The sequence below is a fragment of the Paenibacillus sp. FSL R7-0345 genome, assembly GCF_038595055.1.
GTDB lineage: Bacteria > Bacillota > Bacilli > Paenibacillales > Paenibacillaceae > Paenibacillus_AQ.
On record NZ_CP152002.1, the window covers coordinates 558,815 to 582,713 of the forward strand.

Sequence of the window (23,899 nt, forward strand, 5' to 3'; positions counted from 1 at the left end):
ACTCTCCTTAATAGGAGCGTATGATTTGCACGTACAAAGTATGTGAAGCAGGCTTCAGGGATTCATCGCCGGAATAATATGCTGCTCAATCAGCCGGCGCGGATTCTTCCACCGGCTGACTGCACTCTCGGCAGTAAAGACAACTGCAGCATCCAGCTCCGGCAGCAGCCAGAGCTGCTGACCACCGTGGCCGTGGGCAAGCCGGTAGGGCTGGCTGCTTATGCGCCCGTTCCAGAACTGGTAGCCATAGTTCCCGTATGCCGGATAGCCGTCCGTCTGGGGCTGAAAAGACTCCTCCAGCCAGCTCTGCGGGATGATCTGCCGCCCGCCGTAGCTGCCGCCGCTGAGCAGACAGATACCGAGCTTGGCCAAATCCCGGGAGGTGAGATACAGCCCGATGTGGCCCATACTGTGTCCTTCGGGGCTGGGAAGCCAGGCTGCATGTGTGATGTCAAGCGGACCGAAAAGATGCTCCTTCGCATAGCTGAAGGCATCCTGCCCTGTGCATTCGCTGAGGATGGCGGAGAGCAGATGGGAGTCGCTGCTGCGGTACTGGAAACAGCCGATTTTTGCGGCATCTACGGGCAGATTTAATATATAGGGCACCCAGCGGCGGCTGCGCTGCAGATTGCGGACGAGCGGCTCACCGAGCTTGTTGCCGGTAATCCAGCGGAACCCTGAGGTCATCGTCAACAAATGACGCAGTGTCAGCTGGATAAGCTGCGGATCTGAACGGACAGAAAGGCAGTGCCGGAGTGTATCAGCAACAGGCAGGCCTGTTCCGGAAATCTCACCTCTGCCGATGGCGATGCCGGTGAGCAGGGACACGAAGCTTTTGGTAGCGGAACGCAGGTCACTCAGCATGCCGGCATGATGATTTCCGTAATACCGTTCAAATATCAGTTTCCCGTGGCGCACGACGAGCATACTATGCATTTTGGGAAACGCCTTGAGTATCGTCTCATGCGCCTGCTCCAGCTGAAGGCAGCCGGTTCCGGTCTCCTCCGGTCCAGCCTTCGCTATCATGGGCGCTTTATTATAAGGTGAGCTTAGCAAGGAAAGCCGGTTGTCCATAACGTCCCCTTTCAGCATACGCGCAGCAAGTTTTTTTTTGATGCAGATAGTGTATTTTAACCAAAAGCACCCTATCTCACCTGCTGTGGGAGACATAAATTTTCACAAAATTCCATACGCATATTTTACAAGGAAAGGTGGAACTTGGCCTTGAATATGATACAATAAGACGATAAGGCCCGAAAGGAGTGATTCAGCAAGTGGCTCTTCGGGTAAGTAAAGTGTCAAGATGTCTGTATCTTATGATATCTTACTCTCAGCCCAAATCACGACGAACCTGCTTCACCGGCAAGGCGGGCCTCCAGTACTCTGGAAAGGCAGTCTAGGCGGATAATGCAAGCTACGTATGTGTTACGGTTCTTATCTTGCATTTCGAGGTTACGGCGGACTTTTCATCATGCATTCTCAACGGAGCATTCATTTTCAATGTTTTGGGAGGGAACTGATCATGGCAAGTAAAGGTCATAACGAAGTCAAGGAAAGTCTTAGGGAAATGACACGCATTTTCCGGCCCAAAGATCCCAAGAAATTTGTAAAGGAGTACGTCCGGAAGTATCGGATCACAGGAGGCTATGAAGAAGAGCTGACTATGGTCGTGGAGCATGAGATGGGCAGGATTAACTCATCGGTCTCCTGATTTACACACAAGGATAGTGTCCTGAATTGATTACATGTGTTTTGCAATCACATCCATGAGGATTCTCATAAACCGTGCCCGGCTGCTCTTTACCGCTGGATACGGTTTTTTTTGCTTGTTTGCTGGAGTTGCTGTGTTCACGCGTTTTGAGTTTAGTCAAGTGGATCATGCTTCCAATCAAAATTTGTATGCGCTTTCCTAGTATTATACTCTATTTGCTTCAAAAATGTAAGCGTTACAAAATACCGTAATGACAGGCTTTTCCGACAATAAAAAAGTGTTTGTGAATTTGCTGTGAACGATTGACAAAAACCCCCCTCAAACTTATATTAATAGTGATTGTTATAATTGACAGGAAAATCCTCTAATCTACGAAATCGGGAAAAGCGGGGTTGATCAATGATGAAAACGTGGCAGGCCGGAAAGCGGCTTCTTCCCATGACTGCAGCGCTTGGATTACTTCTGGCCGGCTGCGGACGGGAGGACCTGTCGGTGCTGAGACCGCAGGGACCTGCAGCTGAAAGCTCGTTTGATCTGATGAAGCTGGCGATTACGATTATGATTGTCGTACTGCTGATCGTTTATTCTATTGCGGCCTATGTGCTGATCCGGTTCCGCCGAAAGCCGGGCCAGCGTGAAATCCCCGAGCAGGTGGAGGGTAACTTCAAGCTCGAGGTCATCTGGACGGTCATTCCTCTTATTCTGGTTGTTATTCTGGCTGTGCCTACAGTCAAGGCGGTATTTGCCGCCGGCAATGATCATTCGAACGATAAAAATGCAGTCAAAGTCAAAGTAACCGGACACCAGTACTGGTGGGAATTCGAATATACCGATTACGGTGTAAAAACGGCGCAGGATCTGGTGATCCCCGCCGGCAAGGATATTGCTTTTGAGCTGAGTACTGCGGATGTGCTGCACTCCTTCTGGGTTCCATCCCTGGCCGGCAAAATGGATACCAACCCTGACGGTACGGTGAACCGCTTCAGCTTCAGTGCGCCAAATGAAGGCGTTTACCGCGGCAAATGCGCGGAGCTGTGCGGACCCTCCCACGGGTTCATGGAGTTTAAGGTCAAGTCGGTCAGTGAAGCGGAGTTTGAGCAGTGGCTTGCCTCAATGAAGGCTCCGGCTGTGCTGCCGGAAGATCCGCAGCTTGCCGAGACATTCAAATCGGCCTGCCTCAGCTGCCACGCGATCGGTGATGGAACCATGGGCAGCGGGCCGAGCCTGGCCGGAATCGGCTCCCGTGAATCGGTTGCTGGCATTCTGCTGAATGATGACACAGGCGTGGATGGGGCTCCGATCCTGGATAACCTCAAAACCTGGCTGCATGATCCGCAGAGCGTCAAGCCGGGCAACTACATGCCTGATCCCAAAAAAGATCTGGGCCTGACCGATGAGGAGATCGACGGAATCGCCGAATATCTGGCCGGATATACGCTGGACTAGAGCCAGGTTGAGAATAGAGGAAGCAGCATATTTGAAAAGGGGGTACGAACCTTGGCTCAAACAGCGCAATCCCTGAATCCCGCCCGGCCGCCGGAGGCCGGTCATAGTGTCAAACGTTACACCGGGCTGATGGACTGGATTACCACCGTTGATCACAAAAAAATCGCCATCCTCTACCTGTGGGCCGGAGGCTTCTTTTTCGGAATCGGCGGGCTTGAGGCGATCCTCATCCGTATCCAGCTGATCAAGCCGATGAACACCTTTCTGGATGCCCAGACGTTTAATGAACTGATTACAATGCACGGGACGACGATGATTTTTCTCGGGGTCATGCCTGTCATCTTCGCGCTGATGAATGCGGTCATTCCGCTGCAGATCGGCGCGCGCGACGTTGCCTTTCCTTTTCTGAATGCGCTCGGCTTCTGGACGTTCCTGTTCGGCGGTCTGCTGCTCAACCTCAGCTGGGTTATGGGCGGTGCCCCGGATGCCGGCTGGACCTCTTACACTCCATTATCCAGTACAACCTACAGCGCCACCCACGGGGTGGACTTTTATACGATCGGCCTGCAGATTGCCGGGCTGGGCACGCTGATTGGCGGCATTAACTTCCTGGCTACGATCATCACGATGCGCGCACCGGGAATGTCTTATATGCGGATGCCGATGTTCGCCTGGACTACCTTTATCACCTCCGCTATTATTCTGTTCGCTTTTCCCGCTATAACTGTAGGGCTTGTACTACTCACCTTTGACCGGATTCTTGAAGCTAATTTCTTCAATCCTCTGACGGGCGGCAATCCGGTGCTGTGGCAGCATATTTTCTGGATTTTTGGCCATCCCGAAGTATACATTCTCATCCTGCCGGCGTTCGGTATCATTTCAGAGGTCATTCCAACCTTTTCCCGCAAAAGATTATTCGGCTACAGCTCAATGGTGTTCGCGACCATTCTGATTGCTTTCCTGGGCTTCATGGTCTGGGCGCATCATATGTTTACAACCGGCCTTGGTCCGGTGGCAAATGCACTCTTTTCCGTATCCACGATGCTGATTGCTGTTCCGACCGGGATCAAAATCTTCAACTGGCTGTTCACGATGTGGGGCGGGCAGGTGCGTTTTACGACTCCGAATCTGTTTGCGGTAGGCTTCATACCAACGTTCACGATGGGCGGGGTAACCGGGGTTATGCTGGCTTCGGCTCCGGCGGATTTCCAGTTTCATGACACTTATTTTGTTGTAGCCCATTTCCACTATGTGATTGTCGGCGGTCTGGTGCTGGGATTGTTCTCCGGTCTGCACTACTGGTGGCCTAAAATGTTCGGGCGGATGCTAAGTGAAACCTTAGGGAAATGGACCTTCTGGACCTTTATTATCGGCTTCCATCTGACCTTCTTCGTACAGCATTTTCTGGGATTGATGGGAATGCAGCGCCGCGTATTTACGTACCTGCCGAACCAGCAGTTCGATACGCTGAATCTGGTCAGTACAATTGGAGCCGGGCTGATGGGGGTGGGGATGCTGATCTTCCTGTGGAATATTTTTATCACATCCCGTAAGCCTGCTGATGCTGCAGATGATCCGTGGGAAGACGGGCGGACGCTGGAGTGGACGATTCCTTCGCCGCCGCCGGAGTACAACTTTAAGCAGACACCGCTGGTGCGCGGAATTGATGCCTTCTGGAAGGAAAAGCTCGCCGGACACAAAAGCATGACTCCCTCCGAGCCGGTCGGTTCCATCCATATGCCGTCAGCGACGATTCTGCCGTTCCTGATGTCGGTGGGCATTTTTATCGCCGGGCTCGGCTTCATGTTCAGCCGTGATACGTTCGGCAGCGATGTGCTGAGCTTCCTGTTCAACAACTATATCGTTACCGCTCTTGGATTGGTTATAACCTTCGGGTCCATGCTGATGCGGTCGCTGTTTGACGACCACGGCTGGCATATTGAGCCTGAAGAGCTGGAAGGAAGGTGAGCAGGGATGACGACTGTACATGCTGAAGCTGGAAAAAGCACCCTCCCGCACGAGCCGGAAAAAGCGACACTGGAAGGCCGCAACAAAGTGCTGGCCTTCTGGCTGTTCCTCGGCGGAGAGGCAGTGCTTTTCGGGACGCTGTTCGCCACCTTTCTGGCGCTGCGCAACTCGACGAACGACGGCCCCTCCGCGGCTGAGCTGTTCCATCTGCCGCTGGTGGCGGCAGCGACATTTTTGCTGCTGGCCAGCAGCCTGACCAGTGTATTCGCGATTCAGGCGATGCACCGCAACAAGCCGGCTGAGCTGCGAAACTGGCTGATTATTACGGTAGTGCTCGGTGCGGCATTTCTTGCCCTTGAAATCTATGAGTTCAGCGTATATGTAAGGCACGAGGAGTTCGGGATGACAACAAGCGCGTTCAGTTCGGCCTTTTATACACTGGTCGGCTTTCACGGCGCACACGTTGCGTTCGGGATTCTGTGGATTGCCATCCTGATCGGGCAGCTCGCCCGCAAGGGACTGACTGTAGTGACTGCGCCCAAAATCTATGTGTCGGCCATGTACTGGCATTTCATCGATGTCGTTTGGGTGTTTATCTTCACAGTTGTATACCTGCTTGGAAAGGTGGGCTGAGCCATGGTGACGGAACAGCATTCACAGGAGAACGGTGGTATGAAGCGCCGCCACCGGCACGAAGGGCCGCAGCGGCATATCGTGGTGTTTGTTTTCTCACTGGTCCTGACACTGCTAGCCTTCGCGGCTGTGGCCGCCGGAGGGGTTAACGCCACCTTTGCTGTCATTCTGCTGCTGGTAATGGCTGCGCTGCAGGTGGTGCTGCAGATGGGCTTCTGGATGCATCTGAAGGACAAAGGGCATCTGCTGCCGATTATTTTCATGCTGGGCGGTTTTTTTATCGCCGGAACCTGTATTATTATGGCTCTTTACTGGGTCTGGTGGGATTAAAAAGGAAGCGGGAGGCCGGCGGGAGCTGATGCCTCTTTTTGCTGTCCGGGGTTGCGGGAGCGTCCGCAGTATCCGTGGTCAAAGACAAATAAAGTCCAATAATAAGTCTGTCAAAGGAGGGCTGTCCGATGCTTGGCTTGCAATATTTTAGCTTCGCCGAACTGTGGAGCCCGCTGCTGCTGGCGGGAACGCTGCTGCTGGCCGCGGGGTATCTGGTGCTGATCGGGCCGCTGGCGCCGCGGTTCCCCGGCTCGGCAGAGGTTCCGCTCAGGCAAAGGGTGCTGTTTCTGGGCGGCCTGCTGGTGCTTTATCTGGCCCAGGGCGGTCCGGTCAGCCTGCTGGGGCACATCCTGTTTTCTTTTCACATGGTCAGTATGGCTATGTCTTATCTGATCGCGGTGCCGCTGATGATGCTGGGTATACCAGAATGGTGGTGGCGTGCTCTGGTAAAGATTAATCCGCTGCGGAAGCTCTCCTTTCTGGCTCATCCGGTGGTGGCGGCGCTGCTGTTCAACGGACTGTTCTCGTTGTATCATATCCCGGTCATTCACGATTATGTGATGCTGCATTTCGCGGTGCACCGGCTGTATTATGGCGCACTCTTTGTGACATCGGCGCTGATGTGGTGGACACTGATCAATCCGCTGCCGGAGAGCCGGCGGGCCGGCGGGCCCGTCAAAATCGGTTTTATTTTTCTGAATATGGTGCTGCTGACACCGGCCTGCGGGCTGATTATTTTTGCAAGTACTCCGCTCTATGCGACCTATAGTGATCCGGCTGTGTGGGCGCGGGCGATGGGCTATTGTGTGTCCGGTGATCCGGCGGCGCTGCTGCAGGCTTTTGGCGGTCCGGCCTTCTTTGGGGGGCTGTCACCTAAGGTGGATCAGCAGGTCGGCGGAATCGTGATGAAGTTCATCCAGGAATTTATTTTTGCCTCGATGCTTGCTTATGTGTTCTATCATTGGTATAAAAAAGAGAACGGGCAAGACGACCCCGGCCTTTCCGGACCATCCGGAGAGCTGGGAGATGGCGTGTTGACCCGGGTATAGCTGGTAAGCACCGAGGAGGATAAGCATGGATATCTTTACAGTGTTTCCAACGATCAGCACATCGTTCATCGTAATCAGTGCGGTGCTGGTAGCTATCGGCTGGAGACAGATTATCATTGGCAAACGTGAAGCGCACAAGAAGACAATGATCGCCGCCGCCGTGGCAGCTACTCTGTTTTTCATTGTGTACATGTCAAGAACAGTATTTGTAGGAAATACATCGTGGGGCGGACCGGACAATCTGTCGACGCTGTATCACATCTTTTTGATCTTCCATATCGTACTGGCGACTGTAGCGGCGGTGTTCGGGATCACGACACTCGTCTGGGGCTTCCAGGGCAAGTACGCGAAGCACCGCAAGCTGGGCAGAATCACGGCTGTGACCTGGTTCGTTACTGCTATCACGGGAGTTGCGGTATACGTGCTGCTCTACATATTCTATCCGGGCGGCCACACCAAGCCGGTCTGGGATGCTATCTGGGGCTTCTAAAATGTTAAATGTAAGGCGAATCGGCCTGCGCACCGTTTATTCCGCAAGGAATGGGCTGGTGTGCGGGCTTTTTTGTGCGGAGGAGGGTGGAGGGAATAAAAGTGGATTAAAACAACCAGATGTCCCGGTAATAATGTCCGACTCGTGGACTGGAACGATACATGGAGGCCGAAAAGCCTCCGGCTTCCGTCTACGGGCAGGCGGTTGGATGGATTAAAGGGAAAAATCCCTTTGATGGTGCTCGTTGGGGGTTGAAAAGGACAGATTAGAGGGAAAAATCCCTTTGATGGTGCTCGTTGGGGGTTAAAAAGGACGGATTAGAGGGAAAAATCCCCTTAATGATGCTGGTTGGGGGTTGAAAAGGACGGATCAGAGGGAAAAATCCCCTTAATGATGCTCATTTGAGGGAGAAAAGAGCAAAATAGAGGGAAAAGTCCCACTAGTGGTGCTCTATTGAGGCTGGTCCGGTGGTAAGTGGGTGCATACAAATTAAACGAGTCGTTGAAAATCGAAAATACAAAGAAGTATTAGTTTACTTTCAGAGCTAACAAACACTCCAGCCTACGAGCAACAATATCTAGTCTGCCACATAAGCTATCAACGCTACAAACCCCAGAAACCCCAGAACCTGCATGTCTCCTTTAAACCATATTCTCAAGTATCATATCCGCCACCCTAGCAGTCCCGCCAGCCAGTGCCCGTTAACATAGCTACATCCGCCAACACAAAATTCCGACCCTTTTTAAACCCGCTTAGAACCGCACACTGAACCCGTTAAAATAATGAATCCCCGTGCCGAACGACACCAGATTCTTCTCCCGCAGCACCTTAACCGCCCGCTGCACCTCTCCCAGAAGCTCCGGGTCTAAACCCAGTGTATTATGCGAGCCGTAGATCCTGGTGACACCAGGTATTTCCGCAATCCGCTGCCACGAACGAACCAGATCAGAAGGACTTGTCGACGGATAAAAGGCATAGACTGGCGTCTCGTCATACAACAGGTCCCCTGTAAACAGATAACCGGAAGCCTCCTCGAAAAAGCACACATGTCCCGGTGAATGCCCCGGTGTATGGAACACCTCCAGCTTTCTCCCGCCCAGATCAATGATCTGGCCATCACAGAGCAGTCCGGCTGGCTTGCCGCAATAAGGCGTATAAGCAGACACATCAAAGCCCGGCGGCAGCGGCAGACTCAGGTCCCGCACAAGATCTGCTCTAATCCGCTCAATTAATAAGCCCTGAATCCCATGGATCAGCCAGTTCGAATCACCCTCATGCACATGAATGTCACTGAATAGTCCATGCCCCCCGATATGATCGGTGTGGACATGAGTAGTGAGCACAGAAACCGGGAGAGTGGTCAGCTTGCTGGTTACATCCCGGATATTAGCAATACCGAGTCCCGTGTCAATCAGGGCAGCCTTTTGCCGCCCGAGCAGGAGGAAAGAATGAACCTTCTCCCAATGCCCGTATTCACTGATGGCAAAGGTGTATTCATCCATCCGCTGCACCGTAAACCACGGAGTATTCATCATATTATCCTCCCTTTAAAAAGCCTGTTCCAACCCATACCCCCACAGTAACATACCTGCCGGCAGTAAAAAATCCCAAGATTTTCTTAAAAACCTATTGACGATGGAAAATACAGGGCATATACTGTGTATATAGATATACACACTAAGCACACAGTAATCACAGTGAGCACATTAATTACACAGAGCACACCAAGCTTTTAAAGTGTTCCGGGTGATCTGCCTGATGCACTGTAGCGTATATCTGCTGAACTAAAGCGAGGTTAAAGCAAAATGACAACTTTTAAACAGGCATTGATCATTGTAAGAAGTGACTTCAATGGTGACAGGCTGAAGTTATTATGGTCGCTGCTGTGGGCTTTGCTGTTCATGGGTTACATGGGCACGCTGTCCAGCATGATTATTCAGGATACGCTGGATAACGGTGACGGGAAGATACTGGCTGACATTATGTTCATGACAGTCATTCCGATGCTCGGATTCACCTTTTCCAGGCGGACGATGAAGTACCTGACAGAAGATTCTTATACCCGGATGCTGGCCTATATGCGCACCTTGCCCATTCCGGCTGCCGTGATTCTTTGCAAAAGAAAGCTGGATGCAGTCTTTTCCACCGGGCTGAACGGATTGATTTTTTTCGGTCTCATCTATGCGGTCAGCAGTAACCTGCGGCATGAGCTGCCGCTTCCGGATTACCTGGTGTTCACGCTAACCTGGATCGGGGTGGGGATGATCGTTTCAGGGCTTTACATTTTCATCGAGTTTATGGCCAGCGGCAAAGCCTACTTTCTCTACGTGATGCTCTTTACGTTCATCTACATCGGAACGGCAGTACTGACTTGGCTGGCTGGCGGAAACCTGATGCTGTACAGTATCAGCTGTTCTAAAGAGTGGGGGCTGCTCTCTCCGCTGATGTGGGGAATGCTGCTGCTGGGAATCCTGTCGGTCCAGCTGTTCTCTGCATGGACGATTCACCGGCTTAAAAGCCGCGATCTCGTATGAGAGGGCGGGGGTAAGGATGTGGATACCTATTCAAATCAACGAAAACAGCGCCGAACCGCTCTACTCTCAGATAGAGACGCAGCTGCGGTCATTGATCATCAGCGGCAGCATCACAGAAGGAACGCTGCTGCCTTCCATCCGTGAATTCGCCGGTGAGCTGAAATGCAGTGTCATTACAGTCCGCCGGGTCTATCAGGATCTGGAGAATGAGGGGCTGCTGCGGACCAGACAGGGAACAGGAACCTTCGTTTCTCATGTCGGAGCAGGCGCAATGGAGGAATACAAACAGGAAGCGATCCGCAAAGCGCTTGAAGGCGCCGTCGACGTTGGATTATCTGTACAATGCAGTGCAGAGGAGCTGGCCCGGATGTTCACGGAGATTGTAGCGAGCAAATATAACATAAAGTCATGAAGGGTGGGGGCGTTTCATGGTACAGCAAGCCATTGAACTGCGGAATGTAAGCAAGAAGCGGAGCAAGCGGACGGTCGGGCCGCTTAATCTCAGCCTTCCGCAAGGCTATATTACCGCACTGGTCGGACAGAACGGCTCCGGCAAAAGCACACTGCTGCACATGCTGCTGCAGCTGAGCTTTCCGGAGGAAGGGGAGATCCGCTGGTTCGAACAGCCGTATGCCGGAGGGCTGCCGCTTGCGCTCCGTCAGGGAATAGCCTATGTGCCGGAAACCCCGCAGGCTGAAGAGAATTTCTGGACGGCAGCAGAGGCGGCGGATTTCCGCCGGCAGTGGTATCCTTCCTGGGATCAGCAGTACTTTGAAGAGCTGGCCCGGAAATTCGAAATCCCGCAGGATGCCCGGCTCGGCAAAATGTCCAAAGGGGAACGGCGCAAATATGAGATCGCCGCGGCATTAGCCGTCCGGCCCCGTCTGCTGCTGCTGGATGAGCCCTCTTCCGGACTGGACCCGTTTGCCTGGAAGATCATGATTGAAACGCTGCGCAAGTTTATGGATGATACAGACGCAACGGTGCTGATCTGTACCCATATTGTTGAAGAAGTAAGGCGGCTGGCCGACTATATAGTGCTCATGCATCAGGGGCAGCTGCTTGGAATGGCCGAAAAAGACAGTCTGTTCGGCTTATGGAGTGAGGTTTGGGTGAATGCAGCGGATGAAGCAGAGCTGCAGGAGCTGGCAGCAGAACTGCCGGAGGCATTGCATTTCGGCTGGGAGCAGCCCGGGGTTGCATCCTTTATAACCCGGGAATTTTCACGGAATGAGAAACGGATCCTGGATCTGGGCGTAAAGGTACTCAAGAGCCGGGCCCTGGAGCTGGATGAAATTCTTAGCCTATGGACACAAGGACATCGTCCGGTCCTGATAGACCAGAAGAGAGGGGATTAACCAATGGAAGCTTTGAAGCTGGAACAGGTAGTGAAGCAGTACGGCGATAAGACAGCGGTTAACGGTATTAATCTGAAGGTGGAGCAAGGCGAGATTTACGGTCTGCTGGGAGCGAACGGGGCCGGCAAAACAACAACAATGCGTATGGTGCTTGGCCTGATTTACCCGGATGAGGGGAAGATTCTCTACAACGGTAAGGCGTTCAGCAACGAGCTGCAGCATCTGATGGGTTATCTGCCGGAAGAGCGGGGCCTGTACCCGAAGGTGAAGGTCAGCGACCAGATTATCTATCTGGCCCGGCTGCGCGGCATGTCTGCCGGCGATGCGGATAAGAGCCTGCGTTACTGGCTGGACCGTTTCGAGGTTCCGGAGTACTACAATAAGAAAATTGAAGAGCTGTCCAAGGGGAATCAGCAAAAAATGGGCTTTATCGCCGCAGTTGTTCATAAGCCGAAGATCCTTGTGCTTGATGAGGCATTCAGCGGACTGGACCCGGTCAATGTGGAGCTGCTGAAAGATACGGTCAAAGAGCTGCGTGACCAGGGAACAAGCATCCTGTTCTCCACCCACCGGATGGAGCATGTGGAGGAGCTGTGCCGGCACATTACAATTCTCGACCGTTCCAATACAGTAGTGCAGGGTGACATCCGTGAGATCAAGAAAGGTTACCCGCGTGAGGAAGTCCTTCTGAGGACCGCCGGAGAAGTTCCGGGGCTGGAGGGGATTGCCGGTGTAACTGCAGTGAAGCGGCAGGAACGCGGTTATGTGCTGTCGATCAGCGAGATCGGCGCAGCTCAGCGTATTCTGCAGCAGGCCATTCTTGCCGGTGAAGTCGAGCATTTCGAGATCAAAGAACCGACGCTAAACCAAATCTTTATCAGAGCGGTGGGTGAATCGAATGAATAAGATGGGGACGATTATAGGATTTACTTTTAAAAACAAGGTGAAGACCAAGGCCTTTCTTATAACAACGCTTATTATGGTTATTCTGCTGAGCATCGGGATGAATATTCCTTATTTTATCAAAGTGTTCAAGGGTGAGGATAAGGCGGATGGCGGCAACCGGAGTCAAATTGCAGTAATCGCTGAATCGGGCAATCCGGCAGCAGAACTGCTCCTGGCCTCATCAGCTCCTGCTCCTGCTGATCCGGCCGACGATACATTTGCAGTAACGTTCACAGCCTTTTCTTCGGCTGATGATGCAGCATTAAAGGAAGGTCTGGATAAAGGCGACATCGAAGGCTACCTTACCTTCGGGGGGGCAAGCGGTGAAGGCCTGCCGCCTGTAACCTACCACAATGAGGACGGCGAACTTGGAGGCGAAGTGCAGACATATCTGCAGAGCGCCCTGCAGGCAGTCAACACGCAGCTCATTGTCGGTGACAAGCTGACAGACAGCCAGATTGCAGCCATGTACGCCCCGGTAACGATTACCACCCAGGAGCTCAGCCAAGGCGGGGCCCAGGCAGGGGAAGAGGCTGAACAGACGGCCGCAACGATCAACTATGTTGTTGTATACGTCCTGCTGATTCTGTTCTTCATGTCCATCATGATGACCGGCAATATGATTTCGGCAGAGGTTACCTCGGAGAAAAGCTCGCGCATTATGGAAATTCTGATTACGAGCGCATCCCCGTTAACCCAGATGTTCGGTAAGGTCATTGGTATCTTCCTGGTCGGGCTGATGCAGATTGCCATTATAGCGCTCAGTGTTACTGCCAATCTGATGCTGCCGCACAATGCAAGTGTCCTGACTGATTTTGAACTGGATCTGAGCCAGCTGAATATCGGGCTGCTGGTCTACGGACTTATCCTTTATGTTCTTGGCTACTTCCTGTATGCCCTGATTTACGCAGCGGTCGGATCGATTGTCAGCCGTACTGAGGACCTCGGCCAGGCTGTAATGCCGATTATGATGATCGGCTTCGTGAACTTCTACGTTCCTTTATTCAGTATTTGGGCTCCGGATACAACCCTGGTCAAGGTAGCCAGCTTTATCCCGTTCACCTCACCGCTCAGCATGCTGCTGCGCATCGGGGTCGGCCAGGTCGCATTCTGGGAAATCATCGTTTCACTGGTTATTCTGCTGGCAACTACCTTTGTGTTCGGCTGGCTGGCGGCCAAGATCTACCGCACAGGCGTCCTGATGTATGGTAAGCGTCCTAGCATCAAGGAGATCAGAAAAGCAATGAAAGCTTATAAAATCTAATCATATAAAAATTAAAAATAAGAGGAGCAACCTCATATGATGAGTAAAAAAAATCAGAACTTTCTATTTCTTGCAGTGTGTGCCTTTAACATGATTATGTTTGGTCTGGTGATCGATACAGGCGGTTCCCCGGTGCGGGACTTCCTCCAGGGGCTGACTGTAGGCGTAAGTGCAGCAGCAGTGATTGTAATCCTGTGGGGCCAGGCCAAGGAACGCAGAAGCAGAGCGTAACGGAAGAGCTGCACTTAAATTACTTAAATAACAAGGTCTTGTCACTCTCATGTCTCAACCATCCTGTATTTGCTTAATTTTATGATGTGAACCCTATGAAGCTGAAGGAGACAATGTAGATGAAAAACTGGAAACAAATGCTCTTATCCCTTACCCTTTCGGCAGGACTGCTTACCGGGGCGGCAGTTCCGGCCGTGGCTGCTGCTCCCCAGCAGCCGGCAGTAAAAGTGAACAATCAGACCGTAGAATACAAGAGCGGCTCACCGGTCAACAATCAGGGTACAACGCTTGTTCCGCTTAGAGCCACGCTTGAAGCGATGGATGCAGAGCTGCAGAATGCGGCTGGCGATACCATCTATGCGATTATTGACGGCAAAGCCGTTACGCTGAAAAGCAAGCTTACAGTCATTAATGGTGTAACCTATGCGCCGGTCCGGGTGCTGGGCGATGCTGCAGGCTACGAAGTCAGCTGGGATGCACAGACCCGTACGGTCATCCTGAAGACCAAGACAGCAGCCGGCGGCAGCCAGACTGCTGTAAATACCCAAGGCGGCCGCGGCTTCATGTGGGAAGTCCAGAGCAATGGCAATACCGTGTATCTGGTCGGATCGATGCATATTGCGGATGAGAGCTTTTACCCGCTGAATGCAGAATTTGAAGAAGCCTTTGCCGAAGCCGATTATCTCGGGGTAGAAATTGATATCAGCAAAGCAGCCGACGAGGCCTCGCAGAAGCTGGTTTTGGATATGGGTATGTACCAGGACGGTACGACGCTGAAGGATCATATCTCCAGTGAGACATATGCCAAGCTGGGCGAGGTGCTTAAGCAGGCGGGCGTTAAGGCAAATGCACTGGACCAGTTTAAGCCTTGGGTAGCAGAAACGACACTCAGCAGCCTGAAATCAGCGACGGCCGGCTATGAGGCTTCCGCCGGAATCGACCTGTACTTTATCCAGAAGGCGATTGAGCGCAAAATTCCGATTATGGAGCTGGAATCCTACGAATCCCAGCTGGGCATGTTCAACAACTTCTCCAAAGAGCTGCAGGAGGCTAATCTGCTGTCAGCGATTGAAAATTACGATCAGATTGATGAGAGCGTCGATGTAATGGCCGAGATCTGGAAATCAGGTAATGATGAGCAGCTGCTGCAGCTGACCAACAGCTTTTCCGGAGATGCTGAATATTACAAAGCCATGCTGGTTGACCGCAACATCGGTATGGCCGACAAAATTGACGGATATCTCAAGAACGGCAAAAACGAGGAGTACTTCATCGTAGTCGGCGCAGCACACTATCTGGGTGAGCACGGCATCGTGAAGCTGCTGCAGGATAAGGGATATACAGTAGTGCGGAAATAGATGAAATAATAAAAACGGGTATCGTCCTGACAGGGCTGATGCCTGTTTTTGTTTTGTGTAAAAAAGGCTTAATCTGCGGAAGGCTGGTGATCTCGCCGGCAATAGTGTACCTTTGTACTAAGGAGTGGTAATCTTGAACATCAATTTAAAAACACCTGTACTGGTAGCTGTTTCCATCCTGCTGATTATAGCCAGCAGTCTGCTGCAGCCGGAGGGAAGTACACTGCTGGGCGCTCTGCAGACACTGCTGCTGGGTCTGGGGATTCTCGGCTGCCTGATGGCTTTCCTGCGTTTTACCAAGAGCAGTAAGAAGAACAATACCGGCAGGAAAAAGAAATGAAGCAATTTGAAGAAACAGAGAGTAAAAGCGGAAAGTAAGCGTTATTTACGTGTTTTTCTTCTTCCCCGGAGGTTATTTTGCCGGGTTTGACGATTTACAAGCAGGTGCTGCAAAAGGTATGATACATCTGTTTAAGCTAACTTCATAAGATATCCGCTTAATTTCCGTGTAATGGAAAGCGGGGGAACCAACAACCGGAGGCCGGGGCAAACAGGCCGGGCCGGTTATGGGGTGAATCCTGAAAGCTGAATGAGAAGTGAACTCTCAATACGGCAGACAGGTAGGGCGACTCTCAACGCCCGAATCCGTCAGCTAACCTCGTAAGCGTATTGTAGAGAGGATCAGCGCATTGTGACCGTTAACTGGACCACAAAGGGAATCCTTTGTGGTTTTTTGCTGTGTTTTAATAGATAAATTCAGATAGAGAAGCAAGGGGAAGGGGAGACGGAAATGGACGTTCAGGAGGACTATGCACTAATCTGTGCACCGACAAAGGCGGGAGAGCAATTTATCAAGCTGCTCAAAATGAAAGGCTGCAGATTCGCAGGCCTCGCCAATAATCCGGCCGAGAAGCAGCGGCTGACAGAGCTGGGGGTTGAGGTGATTTTTGAAGTGGATACCCGGCATCTGAACACCTGGCTCAGACCGCCGTTCCCGGTAGGCCGGATCTATCTGTTCGAGAGCAGTGTCGCCTTATGCTGCCGGTATGTGCAGATGTGCCGGACATGGACGAGCGGGCCGATTTCCGTAATTACAACCTCCATGAGACCAAGGTTAGTCTACAAAGGGCTTGGGGCTGACAATGTGATCTACAGCCACAGCGGGCAGGTGGGGCATCTGGCGGCGGAGTGCGAATAACGAAAGGCCGGCAATGATAATAAAAAAGGTATTCCCCGGGCTTCGGACCAGGGAATACCTTTTTATTGTACAGAGTAAAAAGTGACGTTACCTTGCAGCCGCAATCAGTTCCTGAAGCTCAGGCAGGTTGAAGCCTTTAATGGCACGGTCGCCGGATACCGTTACAGGGATACCCATGAAACCAAGCTTTTCAACTTCCTCCTGATACACTGCGCTGGCCATAATATCGCGCACTTCAAAGGGAATGCCCTCATTGGTGAGCAGCTGCTTAACCTGATTGCAGTCGCTGCAGCCTGCGGTGGAATAGACAATTACCGGCTGGCTCATTGCTCAACGGCCTCCTTGATGGCGTTACGGGTAATTTTCCAGTGGGAGGTGTTCCAGCTCACTTCGCTGCCGTCCAGCAGGAAAATCTGCGGGGATTCATGCTTGATGCCGAACTCCTCGGCAATCTGATTGGAGACCGGACGGTCCTCAATAACATGGACAATCGCTGCCGGTGTATCCGAGCTTTGAACATAAGCCTGGAACTCCTCATGCGCTTTGGCGCTGATCGGGCAGGTTGTGCTGTGCTTGAAAAGCAGTTTTTTGCCGGGTTGCCCGACATATTGGTGCAGTTCGTCAGAAGTATGCAGCTGTTGAATAGACATCGATATCACCCTCCTGGGATACAAAATTAGTAAGCAGTACTGCCGGTTAAACATAGCTGTTAACCTGTAACTATGATTGTAGCATAGTTAAAAATTAAAGCAAAAGAAAGCTTGCAGCATTCCGCTGCCGCCATCCGGGAGCTTCCGAACGTTGTAAAAACCTGGGGGGCGTGCTAAGGTGAGGGAGACAGGCTTTACGGTCAAAACAGCCTTGAAAGGAAAGAGGTGTGATCTCTGATGCCAGAATTGAAAGCCCTTGCACTGGGCAGCTATACCGACGTGAAATATCATCCTTTTGCCGGAGTGGACGAGGAGTTTAAGGAGATTCTGTCGCCTGCCTTTACGGTTGAGCCTTCCGAGGATTTCGGGCTGCTGAACCCGCAGACACTGGCGGAATATTCGCTGGTTGTGTCTTACACGGAGTTCTCCGACCACAAAATTGCACCTGCCCACAGCGGGGCGCTGCTGTCATATGTAGCAGGTGGCGGCGGCCTGCTGGTTGTCCATAACGGCATCTCCATGCAGCGTAATCAGGAGCTTGGTGTGATGCTGGGCGGACATTTTACCCATCACCCTGACTATACGGCGCTTGGAATCAATATTCCGGCGGCGGTCCGGGAGCATCCGATTGTCCAGGGGATTGAGGATTTTGTAATCGAGGACGAGCCGTACTACTTTGATATGCAGCCGTATTTTGAGACAACGGTGCTGGCGGAATATCTGCACGGGGGAGCGATGCGGCAGGCTGCCTGGTGCCACGAATTCGGGCTTGGACGGGTCGCCTACCTGATGCCGGGGCATCATCTGCCCTCTTTCTCAAGTGAACCGTTCCGCAAACTGATCAACAGAGGTGCCTTGTGGGCGGCCGGACAGTTGTAATCCTACAGAGGTGACTTAAGCAGCAGAACTTAAAGCAAGGCAAAAAAAGCGGGAAACGCCATGTGGATCATGCGCTTCCCGCTTTTTTGTGCAGATGAAGAAATATTAAGCGTCGCTTGAAGCTGCACGGGGCTTCTCGGCAACCGGTACAACCTCGTTATGATATAGCGCTTCCAGTACTTCGTTCTTCAGGCTGTCTGTGAACGCGCTCCAGGTTTTTTTGCCTACACCCAGCTCGTCTCGTCCGATGGACTGGAGGGTATCCAGCCAGACCCGTTTATCGTTGATAATCCCAAGCTGCTCCTGAATGTTCTTATAGTATTCTTCATGAGTATGAAATTTCTGATTAAGTGCAAAAGAGGCAGCATTCGCCGTATAGCGCAGCTCCTTGGCGGCAATTCTCAGGTCATGCAGCGCTTCAAAGGCTTCGGGGGATGTAGCGTCCGGCCCCTTGAACAGTGCCTTGCAGGTTTTTTTCTTCTGGTCGAAGGCTACCTCAAGCTCACGCATAACAACGTTGGCATCCTTTTTCAAGGTCAGAGATTCCAGCGGCCCGGTGAGAAAATCGTTCCACAAGCCATCCAGCTCCTTCCCGGCCAGCTGCGGAAGCTCGGCTTCCAGCTTTTTGCGGTATTTTTTGCGCTGGTCCTTCTGGTGCTTGATAACAGCCTTCAGCAGTCCGGCCGTCTTGTCATCACCGTCTTTTTTGGCTACCTTGCGCCGTTCCTTGAACGATTCAATCAGCACGTCAGCATCCCGGACTTTACCGAGCCGCTTCTGGGCTTTTTTGAAATGGGAGTATAGCTCTCCGGCGCCAGAATGGTCAGGGTCAAGGATCGACAGCAGAGTCAGCAGCTTGCGGCTGTTCACTCTGGCCTGGTGGATATCCTCTTCCCCGAAGCCCTTCAGCACATCCTTGCTGTAATCACGGAAGTTGACATAGAGCTTGATCATCGCCTGCTCCCACTGCCGGGTTTTGTTCGTCTGCTTGTCGTTGGTCAGCTGGTCTACGGTCATGCGGCATCACTCCTATATGTGGTGTATTGCTATTGCATGAGTTTCGGCACATCCTTCGTTCAATACTGGGACGATCTTCCTTGCTATAAGGATAACGGTTGCCGGGGCTGATTTCAAATGACTTTGCCGCTCTTTTATGCATACGGTCAGGGGATGGGTTACAATGGAGCAAACTCCGGTTTCCCGGAAGCAAGACTCAGGGACTGACGGACTTGCGGCGTGTTAACTAATTATCAACGGAAGAGGGGAAACATCAGTGGTTTCATATGAAAATGGGGGTTTGCTGGACAAGCTTTTTGAAGGGCAGGAACGCAGAACAGCGAGTACACTTCCGGCAAAAATGGTGCTGTTCGAGCATCCGGCCGAAGAGCTGACCGCTGCAGAAGCGGAGGATATGCTCATCCCGTTCGCGTTCGAGGAGGCGCTGTGCCGGGATATCGGAGCCGGGCTGGTTCCGCCGTGCCTCCATATCTGGAGCCATCCCGGCGGGGTGGCGCTCGGGCTGCGGGACAGCAGGCTGCCTCATGCGGCGGCAGCGATGGCCGGGCTGGAGCAGGCCGGCTACGCCGCGGCCGTCCGCCATTCCGGCGGGGCGGCCGTGCCGCTCGACACAGGCATTGTGAATGTGTCGCTAATTCTGCCGAAAGCTCCGGGCAAGCTGGACTTTCACGATGATTTCCGGCTGCTGGCTTCGCTCATTGCCGAAGCCGCAGCTGCCAGCCATCCGCAGGCGGCTGCACAGATCAGGGCAGGCGAAATCGCCGGCTCGTACTGCCCCGGCGATTTCGATATGGCGATCGGCGGCCGCAAGTTCTGCGGCATCGCCCAGCGCAGGCAGAGCGGCGCGTACTTCGTGCACGCGTTCGTGGTGGTCTCCGGCTCCGGGCGGGAGCGCGGAGAGCTGATCCGCGGATTCTATCAGACTGCGTCCGGAGGGGACGCGTCGCTGGACTATCCGCGGGTCCGCCCGGAGACGATCGCCGCGCTCGGCGAGCTGGGCGGCCCGGATGCGGCGGCGGTGTACGCCGCGGGCATCCGGCAGGCTGCGGAGCGCCGGGGCGTGCAGCTGACTCCTGCCGCCAGCCTGCGGCAGGAGACCGGCTATGATCTCCAGTACAGCGATCCGCGTGTACTGGAGACCGCGGCGATGCTGCGGCAGCGCTATGCCCGCTGAGGAGGCATGCTGCCGCGTTGCACCGGCAGAGGGGGCGGGCATGCGGCTGCGTTGCGCCGGCTGATGGGCAGGCATGCAGCAGCTTACTTGCCGTCTGCCGGCAGCACTCCTGAGGGAGCCTCGCATTCGTCATTTTGGACATGCTTCCTAGGGAGGTATGCACATTCTGCATAACTCCCTTAAGGAAGTCTTCCTGCGGTTGAGGGACCGTCAGGTAAGCTAGGTGGAAATAGCCAACTTATTTACTTAGGAACCTTGCTACTGTGTAACTAAGTGGAAAAACGTCACCTAATTTGCCGAGGAGCCCCGCTTCCGGGAAACTAAGTGGAAAAACGCTACTTAATTTCAGCTAAATGGCCTACAAAGAGATAATTGGCCCGAAATAAGTGACGTTTTTCCACCTAGTAGCCGTAAATGACGAGAAATAGTGAAACTAAGTGACGAAAATCCAACTAAGCTTATAGCCACGATAAACTGCCTCATTAGCCACGCTTGCTGCATCAGCCACACCTATCACACACCAGTGACACCAGCCGCACCAGCCATTACCAGTCACACCAGCCACACCTATCACACACCAGTGACACCAGCCGCACCAGCCATTACCAATCACACCAGTCGCACCAGTCACACCAGCCACATCTGCCATACCTGTCACACCCGCCACATCCGCCGCACATGCAGAGTCGCACACGTCCGCCAAATTCTCCAAGCCTACCAATTCCCGTCACAATGCAATTACCGCTGCAGTTACTCCTACAGTTGTCCTAAAATTACTCCTACGTTTACTCCAAACTTAAATACTACAAATACAGCTCCGGCCGGCGGTCGGCGAAGATGGGAATCTGCTGGCGCACTTCACGCACCTTTTGCAAATCAATTTCACCCGTTAAAATCTCTTCTCCCTCTCCGGCTTCACTTATAATATCGCCCCAGGGATCAATAATTATGGAATGTCCGGCAAACACATTGGCCGGATCGGCGCCGGCCCGGTTGCAGGCGATGACATAGCACTGGTTCTCGATAGCCCGGCTGATCAGCAGGGCGCGCCAGTGGGCAAGCCGCGGCTTAGGCCATTCAGCGCTGACGAACAGGATCTCCGCCCCTTGGGCGGTATGGGCACGGACCCACTCGGGAAAACGGATATCGTAGCAGATCAGCCCGGCACATAAAGCATGGTCCAGCGTGAACAGCCCTTTAGCCTCCCCGGGCTGCAGATACAGATGCTCATCCATCAGCTTGAACAGATGCAGCTTGCTGTACTCTCCGGCCAGCTCACCGCTGCGGTCAAAGACATACATGCTGTTGGTAATTCCGGCAGGCTGCCTGCTGGCTACCGAACCGGCGACAATATGAACGCCGAGCTCTTTCGCCAAGCCTGACATTAAGGCCTTCGTTGCCTGGCCGTCAGGATCGGCGATGCCGTCCAGCCGGGTCAGATCATAGCCGGTGGTCCAGAGCTCCGGCAGGATCAGGCAATCCGGCCCGGCAGCGGCGGCTTCGCGAATGCTTCGCTCGGCAGCCGCATAATTTGCAGCGGGATTGCCAAATGCTATATCAAGCTGAATCAGGGATATTTTCATCGTCAGCCTCCTTTTATAAATCATGAATGTATAGTTCGAAATTATAGTTGGATTTGCTGATAAAGCAACCTGCAGTTTGGAGGACCAAGGAAAAAAGGGGAACATAGTTGACGGGTCAATTAAATAGGTGTAAACTAATTTTCATCAAGAATATTTTGCGCAACTTAATATTTGGAGGAGGATGCGATTGACGGGATATCAGTTTGGGGAAGATCAGATTCTTGAGCTGCTGCAGGCACTGAACCAGGGCGTCAGCCCGAAGTTTGAACGGTGCGCAGGCATCAGTCCCACGCGGCTCCGCCTGCTTCATGAGCTGTATCAGGCTGAAGAGATCAGCCAGATTTCACTGCAGCGGGAAATTGATATTGACCCTGCCGCTATCACCAGGCACCTGAAGGGGCTAGAGGAGAGCGGAATGATCAGCCGCCGCAACAATCCTGCCGACAATAGGGTTACCCTGGTTTCGCTGACCCCGCAGGGGCGCGAGCGGATACACTGCTACAAGGAAGAGAAAAACCGGTTTATCAGCAGTCTGCTGGCCGGCTTTGATAAAGCCGAGCGGGAGATGCTGGCGGACATGCTTATCCGGCTGCAGCATAACATCAATGCTATGTAGCCTTAAATTATACACAAACCATTAAAGGAGCTTATTGTACAATGAATTCTGTAAAAACTAACGATTTCAACTCCATCATTACCGGCCGCCGCTCGGTGCGCCAGTACGATGCCAGTGTCAAGATCAGCAAAGAGGAAATGACAGAGATTCTTAGCGAAGCTACGCTGGCCCCGTCTTCTGTTAACATGCAGCCTTGGCGCTTCCTGGTCATTGAAAGCCCTGAAGCTAAGTCCAAGCTGGCGACAATCGCCAAGTTTAACCAGGTGCAGGTGGAAACCTCTGCTGCTATGATCGCTGTATTCGGGGACTTAAACAACTTTGATTATGCTGAGGAAATCTACGGTACCGCTGTTGAGCGCGGACTTATGCCGCAGGAAGTCAAGGAAGGGCAGCTGTCCCGTCTGGCAGTACATTTTGCCAATCTCCCCGCTGATGTTAACCGGGAGACTGTAATGATTGATGCCGGCCTTGTATCGATGCAGCTGATGCTGGCTGCCCGTGCCCACGGGTATGATACAAATGCCATCGGAGGTTTCGAAAAAGATCAAATCGCCGAATTGTTCGGTATGGATAAAGAGCGTTATATTCCGGTTATGCTGATTTCCATCGGTAAAGCTGCAGCTGAAGGCTACCAGTCCGTACGCCTGCCAGTCGACAAGATTGCCGAGTGGAAATAATTATATTATAGGAGGATACACCATGATTATTATTCATGCTACACTTCAAGTAAATCCTGAGCGCGAGGCAGAGTTTCTGGCGGAAGCCGATGCATTGCTTGCAGCTACACACCAGGAGGAAGGCAATGTTTCGTACGAGCTGTACAGACATACTTCCCGCAGTAACGTTTTTATTATGGTTGAAGAATGGCGTGATGCCGAGGCTGTAGCCGGCCATAATGCAAGCCCGCACTTTACCGGCTTTGCCGCCAAGGCAGCCGGATTCCTGACAGCGCCGCTTGAGGCGAAGGTTTATCAGGGCGAGCCGCTGGGCCAGTAACAGGGCCTGTATCATTTAAATAGCCTGAGAGTGAAAAGAGAAGGTCATCCTGCATGAGGGTGGCCTTTTTGGTTTACCAGCCATAGAACAAAAATGCTCTTGATTCGGCCGAAAGTCGGCCGGATGCCGAAATGAAAGGCAAAAATGCCTTTGATTCGGCCGAAAGTCGGCCAAACGCCGAAATGAAGCGCAAAAATGCCTCTGATTCGGCCGAAAGTCGGCCAAACGCCGAAATGAAGCGCAAAAATGCCTCTGATTCGGCCGAAAGTCGGCCGGATGCCGAAATGAAAGGCAAAAATGCCTCTGATTCGGCCGAAAGTCGGCCAAACGCCGGAATGAAAGGCAAAAATGCCTCTGATTCGGCCAAAAGTCGGCCCGAGGCCGGAATGAAAGGCAAAAATACCCTTATCCCCCCAGTCGGCCTAGCGTAGCAGATGTGGTGTATCTCCAGCTCCCTTATTTTTCGCTC

28 protein-coding genes and 1 riboswitch are annotated in these 23,899 nt (G+C 52.7%); of the genes, 22 read left to right on the plus strand and 6 right to left on the minus strand.

The genetic code is table 11. The features are described from left to right. Window positions 1-54: 54 nt before the first annotated feature. Window positions 55-1,074, minus strand: a complete 1,020-nt coding sequence (locus NST84_RS02405) for a serine hydrolase (RefSeq protein ID WP_342564077.1) — start codon at window positions 1,072-1,074, stop codon at window positions 55-57. Between the two features lie 448 nt (window positions 1,075-1,522). Here NST84_RS02405 and NST84_RS02410 point away from each other — a divergent pair, with 448 nt between their 5' ends. The 7 genes from NST84_RS02410 to NST84_RS02440 all read left to right on the plus strand — a co-directional run bounded on the left by NST84_RS02410 (window position 1,523) and on the right by NST84_RS02440 (window position 7,627). Continuing rightward, window positions 1,523-1,711: a hypothetical protein gene (locus NST84_RS02410; protein ID WP_039869425.1), complete on the plus strand. Its 189-nt coding sequence runs from the start codon at window positions 1,523-1,525 to the stop codon at window positions 1,709-1,711. 399 nt (window positions 1,712-2,110) lie between these two features. Next, the gene (gene coxB, locus NST84_RS02415; RefSeq protein ID WP_342564078.1) at window positions 2,111-3,157 is read left to right on the plus strand and encodes a cytochrome c oxidase subunit II; all 1,047 of its coding nucleotides are present in this window, start codon (window positions 2,111-2,113) and stop codon (window positions 3,155-3,157) included. A 129-nt stretch (window positions 3,158-3,286) separates the two neighbouring features. Beyond that, window positions 3,287-5,125 (plus strand): cytochrome c oxidase subunit I, encoded by a 1,839-nt coding sequence (gene ctaD, locus NST84_RS02420; protein ID WP_342566331.1) that lies wholly within the window; start codon window positions 3,287-3,289, stop codon window positions 5,123-5,125. Between the two features lie 6 nt (window positions 5,126-5,131). Next, window positions 5,132-5,758, plus strand: a complete 627-nt coding sequence (locus NST84_RS02425) for a cytochrome (ubi)quinol oxidase subunit III (protein ID WP_342564079.1) — start codon at window positions 5,132-5,134, stop codon at window positions 5,756-5,758. A gap of 3 nt (window positions 5,759-5,761) precedes the next feature. After that, window positions 5,762-6,088 (plus strand): cytochrome C oxidase subunit IV family protein, encoded by a 327-nt coding sequence (locus NST84_RS02430; RefSeq protein WP_342564080.1) that lies wholly within the window; start codon window positions 5,762-5,764, stop codon window positions 6,086-6,088. 128 nt (window positions 6,089-6,216) lie between these two features. Continuing rightward, window positions 6,217-7,137, plus strand: coding sequence for a cytochrome c oxidase assembly factor CtaG (gene ctaG / locus NST84_RS02435; protein WP_342564081.1), 921 nt, complete (start codon window positions 6,217-6,219; stop codon window positions 7,135-7,137). Between the two features lie 25 nt (window positions 7,138-7,162). After that, window positions 7,163-7,627: a DUF420 domain-containing protein gene (locus NST84_RS02440; protein ID WP_342564082.1), complete on the plus strand. Its 465-nt coding sequence runs from the start codon at window positions 7,163-7,165 to the stop codon at window positions 7,625-7,627. A 752-nt stretch (window positions 7,628-8,379) separates the two neighbouring features. Here the strand turns inward: NST84_RS02440 and NST84_RS02445 are convergent. Beyond that, window positions 8,380-9,162 carry an MBL fold metallo-hydrolase gene (locus tag NST84_RS02445; RefSeq protein WP_342564083.1) on the minus strand — a complete coding sequence of 261 codons (783 nt, stop codon included), beginning with the start codon at window positions 9,160-9,162 and terminating at the stop codon, window positions 8,380-8,382. Window positions 9,163-9,432: 270 nt separating this feature from the next. On the opposite strand from NST84_RS02445, the gene NST84_RS02450 reads away from it, so the two are divergent. From NST84_RS02450 to NST84_RS02490, 9 genes are all read left to right on the plus strand, one after another. Continuing rightward, window positions 9,433-10,161, plus strand: coding sequence for a hypothetical protein (locus NST84_RS02450; protein ID WP_342564084.1), 729 nt, complete (start codon window positions 9,433-9,435; stop codon window positions 10,159-10,161). Window positions 10,162-10,177: 16 nt separating this feature from the next. Next, window positions 10,178-10,573, plus strand: a complete 396-nt coding sequence (locus NST84_RS02455; protein ID WP_342564085.1) for a GntR family transcriptional regulator — start codon at window positions 10,178-10,180, stop codon at window positions 10,571-10,573. 16 nt (window positions 10,574-10,589) lie between these two features. Next, entirely contained in the window at window positions 10,590-11,519 is a 930-nt protein-coding gene (locus tag NST84_RS02460; protein WP_342564086.1) for an ABC transporter ATP-binding protein, read from the plus strand. Window positions 11,520-11,522: 3 nt separating this feature from the next. Then, window positions 11,523-12,425, plus strand: a complete 903-nt coding sequence (locus NST84_RS02465) for an ATP-binding cassette domain-containing protein (RefSeq protein ID WP_342564087.1) — start codon at window positions 11,523-11,525, stop codon at window positions 12,423-12,425. Beyond that, a complete protein-coding gene (locus NST84_RS02470) occupies window positions 12,418-13,728 on the plus strand; it encodes an ABC transporter permease (protein WP_342564088.1) in 1,311 nt (436 codons plus the stop codon). Before NST84_RS02465 ends, NST84_RS02470 begins: the two co-directional genes overlap by 8 nt. 36 nt (window positions 13,729-13,764) lie before the next feature. Then, window positions 13,765-13,959 carry a twin-arginine translocation signal domain-containing protein gene (locus NST84_RS02475; RefSeq protein WP_342564089.1) on the plus strand — a complete coding sequence of 65 codons (195 nt, stop codon included), beginning with the start codon at window positions 13,765-13,767 and terminating at the stop codon, window positions 13,957-13,959. Window positions 13,960-14,078: 119 nt separating this feature from the next. Continuing rightward, entirely contained in the window at window positions 14,079-15,317 is a 1,239-nt protein-coding gene (locus NST84_RS02480; protein ID WP_342564090.1) for a TraB/GumN family protein, read from the plus strand. A gap of 133 nt (window positions 15,318-15,450) precedes the next feature. Then, window positions 15,451-15,657, plus strand: a complete 207-nt coding sequence (locus NST84_RS02485; protein ID WP_342564091.1) for a hypothetical protein — start codon at window positions 15,451-15,453, stop codon at window positions 15,655-15,657. A gap of 144 nt (window positions 15,658-15,801) precedes the next feature. Next, a riboswitch (cyclic di-AMP (ydaO/yuaA leader) is annotated at window positions 15,802-16,001 on the plus strand. Between the two features lie 106 nt (window positions 16,002-16,107). Then, window positions 16,108-16,515 (plus strand): hypothetical protein, encoded by a 408-nt coding sequence (locus tag NST84_RS02490; RefSeq protein ID WP_342564092.1) that lies wholly within the window; start codon window positions 16,108-16,110, stop codon window positions 16,513-16,515. An 87-nt stretch (window positions 16,516-16,602) separates the two neighbouring features. On the opposite strand, the gene NST84_RS02495 is transcribed toward NST84_RS02490, so the two are convergent. Both NST84_RS02495 and ytxJ read right to left on the minus strand, forming a co-directional pair. After that, window positions 16,603-16,842: a glutaredoxin family protein gene (locus tag NST84_RS02495; protein WP_342564093.1), complete on the minus strand. Its 240-nt coding sequence runs from the start codon at window positions 16,840-16,842 to the stop codon at window positions 16,603-16,605. After that, window positions 16,839-17,165: a bacillithiol system redox-active protein YtxJ gene (gene ytxJ / locus NST84_RS02500; protein ID WP_342564094.1), complete on the minus strand. Its 327-nt coding sequence runs from the start codon at window positions 17,163-17,165 to the stop codon at window positions 16,839-16,841. The genes NST84_RS02495 and ytxJ overlap by 4 nt, the downstream gene beginning before the upstream one ends. Window positions 17,166-17,402: 237 nt before the next feature. On the opposite strand from ytxJ, the gene NST84_RS02505 reads away from it, so the two are divergent. Continuing rightward, entirely contained in the window at window positions 17,403-18,044 is a 642-nt protein-coding gene (locus tag NST84_RS02505; RefSeq protein ID WP_342564095.1) for a ThuA domain-containing protein, read from the plus strand. A 105-nt stretch (window positions 18,045-18,149) separates the two neighbouring features. On the opposite strand, the gene NST84_RS02510 is transcribed toward NST84_RS02505, so the two are convergent. Then, the gene (locus NST84_RS02510; protein ID WP_342564096.1) at window positions 18,150-19,061 is read right to left on the minus strand and encodes a CHAD domain-containing protein; all 912 of its coding nucleotides are present in this window, start codon (window positions 19,059-19,061) and stop codon (window positions 18,150-18,152) included. Window positions 19,062-19,317: 256 nt separating this feature from the next. Here NST84_RS02510 and NST84_RS02515 point away from each other — a divergent pair, with 256 nt between their 5' ends. Beyond that, window positions 19,318-20,235 carry a lipoate--protein ligase family protein gene (locus NST84_RS02515; RefSeq protein WP_342564097.1) on the plus strand — a complete coding sequence of 306 codons (918 nt, stop codon included), beginning with the start codon at window positions 19,318-19,320 and terminating at the stop codon, window positions 20,233-20,235. Between the two features lie 803 nt (window positions 20,236-21,038). Here NST84_RS02515 and NST84_RS02520 read toward each other — a convergent pair. Continuing rightward, window positions 21,039-21,824 (minus strand): carbon-nitrogen family hydrolase, encoded by a 786-nt coding sequence (locus NST84_RS02520; RefSeq protein ID WP_342566332.1) that lies wholly within the window; start codon window positions 21,822-21,824, stop codon window positions 21,039-21,041. Window positions 21,825-21,999: 175 nt separating this feature from the next. Between NST84_RS02520 and NST84_RS02525 the strand changes: the two genes are divergently transcribed. The 4 genes from NST84_RS02525 to NST84_RS02540 all read left to right on the plus strand — a co-directional run bounded on the left by NST84_RS02525 (window position 22,000) and on the right by NST84_RS02540 (window position 23,861). Continuing rightward, window positions 22,000-22,434 (plus strand): MarR family transcriptional regulator, encoded by a 435-nt coding sequence (locus NST84_RS02525; RefSeq protein ID WP_342564098.1) that lies wholly within the window; start codon window positions 22,000-22,002, stop codon window positions 22,432-22,434. A gap of 41 nt (window positions 22,435-22,475) precedes the next feature. Further along, on the plus strand, window positions 22,476-23,111 hold the full coding sequence (locus tag NST84_RS02530; protein WP_342564099.1) for a nitroreductase family protein: 636 nt from the start codon (window positions 22,476-22,478) through the stop codon (window positions 23,109-23,111). A gap of 22 nt (window positions 23,112-23,133) precedes the next feature. Then, window positions 23,134-23,430, plus strand: coding sequence for a putative quinol monooxygenase (locus NST84_RS02535; RefSeq protein WP_342564100.1), 297 nt, complete (start codon window positions 23,134-23,136; stop codon window positions 23,428-23,430). A gap of 131 nt (window positions 23,431-23,561) precedes the next feature. After that, complete coding sequence (locus tag NST84_RS02540) at window positions 23,562-23,861, plus strand: hypothetical protein (protein WP_342564101.1); 300 nt, start codon at window positions 23,562-23,564, stop codon at window positions 23,859-23,861. Window positions 23,862-23,899 lie beyond the last annotated feature (38 nt).